The sequence below is a fragment of the Gelidibacter sp. genome, assembly GCF_035577925.1.
In the GTDB taxonomy this organism is placed as follows: Bacteria; Bacteroidota; Bacteroidia; order Flavobacteriales; family Flavobacteriaceae; genus Gelidibacter.
The window spans coordinates 1-1,568 of the sequence record NZ_DATJCY010000232.1 but is presented as its reverse complement, the minus strand read 5'-3'; the positions used below and the strand labels follow the sequence as shown (position 1 = coordinate 1,568).

Sequence of the window (1,568 nt, the reverse complement as noted above, 5' to 3'; positions counted from 1 at the left end):
GAAATAAGAATAACACGTCACGTGTTTTTTTCATTTCCACGAGAAAACAGAGCAAATAGGACCATTTGATGCTTTTATCGCTTTTGTTTCCCTAAAATGGTTCACGTTTATGCAAATAAATAAATACAATGTAACAATGTGGAGCGTGTTTGTTAAAAATGAAATGTAAAATTACTAGTTGACTTTCATTTTGCGCAATATCCTGAGGAGATTTCAATGACACTTGACGTGTTATTTTTAAAAACGGATGGAAATAAGAATAACATGAAGCGTGTTATTCTTATTTCCATGTCAAAAGGTGTGTCAAACAACGTCATTTATTTAATGTCTGAACCATATTACCAAGTTTGGATATGCTCTATCTGTTTGTAATATAGTTTGTTTTGGGCAATTAAAATATCTCCATGACATATTTTGATGATGTTTTTTCAGTAATAAGAAATGAGAAGCTGTAGGCTGAGAAATGGATAAAAAATAAAAGTGATAATGTTTTCATTGATTTTAGAAATAAAAGCATGTTTTGGTAAATTAAAGATTGTATTAAGATGTGCAAATGTTCCGACTTTCACTAATAAGTAGAAAAGAGCATTTTAATTGAACTTTTGTTGCTTGATTAATGTCTTATAGTAAATAGAGATATAGTTCGGATTGATAAAATATAAATCAAGCGAAAACCACTTATTCATTCGATCATGCAGAGACCTTCTTAAAAAACTTGCAGTTTCGGCTTTATGCTGAATGAATGTAAATAAAGTTGTAATAAATAATTCATCATCGTAAAATTTAAAACTATGTATGTAAAAAATTTAAGCGAATTAAAAAAAGCACTGAAAACTAATCAATCATCTATTAGAATAAAAGATAAAAAGTTCAGAGCAAAGATTGTAAAATCTGCAATGAAAAAAGGGAGATTATATAGTTTTGAAGACCAACAAATAAATAGTAATGCACATTTACCCGGAATGATACCTACTGTAATTGCTGAAAGCACTAATACTACTTTAGGTATTACAAGCCTTCTTGGATTACTTACTGTTTTTGCTTTATACAGAAAATACAATACAAAGGTTGTTGTTAACAAAGATGGAACTTTAAGTATTGAAAGTAAAGACTTTCCAAAAGAAAAAAGTGAAGGCGATAAATATTAAATTATAAATAGCATATAGCCTGCGATGCAGACACCCCAATTAGACGTCTTAACTTCAGTATAAATTTCTTCCAACACATCCTTTGAAAAAACAATTACATTCTACATTTTGTTACTTGATTAACCCCTTTTATGTTACAAGACATAGAAACATCATTAGAAAAGGATAAAATATTAATCAACTAAAAAACAACTATTCATGGGATCACGCAGAGATTTTCTTAAGAAACTTGCAGTTTCGGCCGTCGGGTTGCCAGTTTTAGGCTATTCGGGCAACCTCGAAAATTATTTTTCTACTTTTGAAAATGCAACGCAGTTGAGGGTAGCCATAATGGGACTTGGCAGCTATGGTACAAGGGTCGCCAATGCCATGGAATCGTGTAAACGTGCGAAATTGGTAGGAGTAATCAGTGGTACACCT

2 protein-coding genes are annotated in these 1,568 nt (G+C 31.1%); both read left to right on the top strand.

The annotated features are described in order from the left end of the window. Positions 1-791: 791 nt before the first annotated feature. Entirely contained in the window at positions 792-1,148 is a 357-nt protein-coding gene (locus VNJ50_RS09270; protein WP_325581174.1) for a hypothetical protein, read from the top strand. A gap of 198 nt (positions 1,149-1,346) precedes the next feature. After that, on the top strand, positions 1,347-1,568 hold a 222-nt coding region (locus VNJ50_RS09265), incomplete at its 3' end, for a twin-arginine translocation signal domain-containing protein (RefSeq protein WP_325581171.1).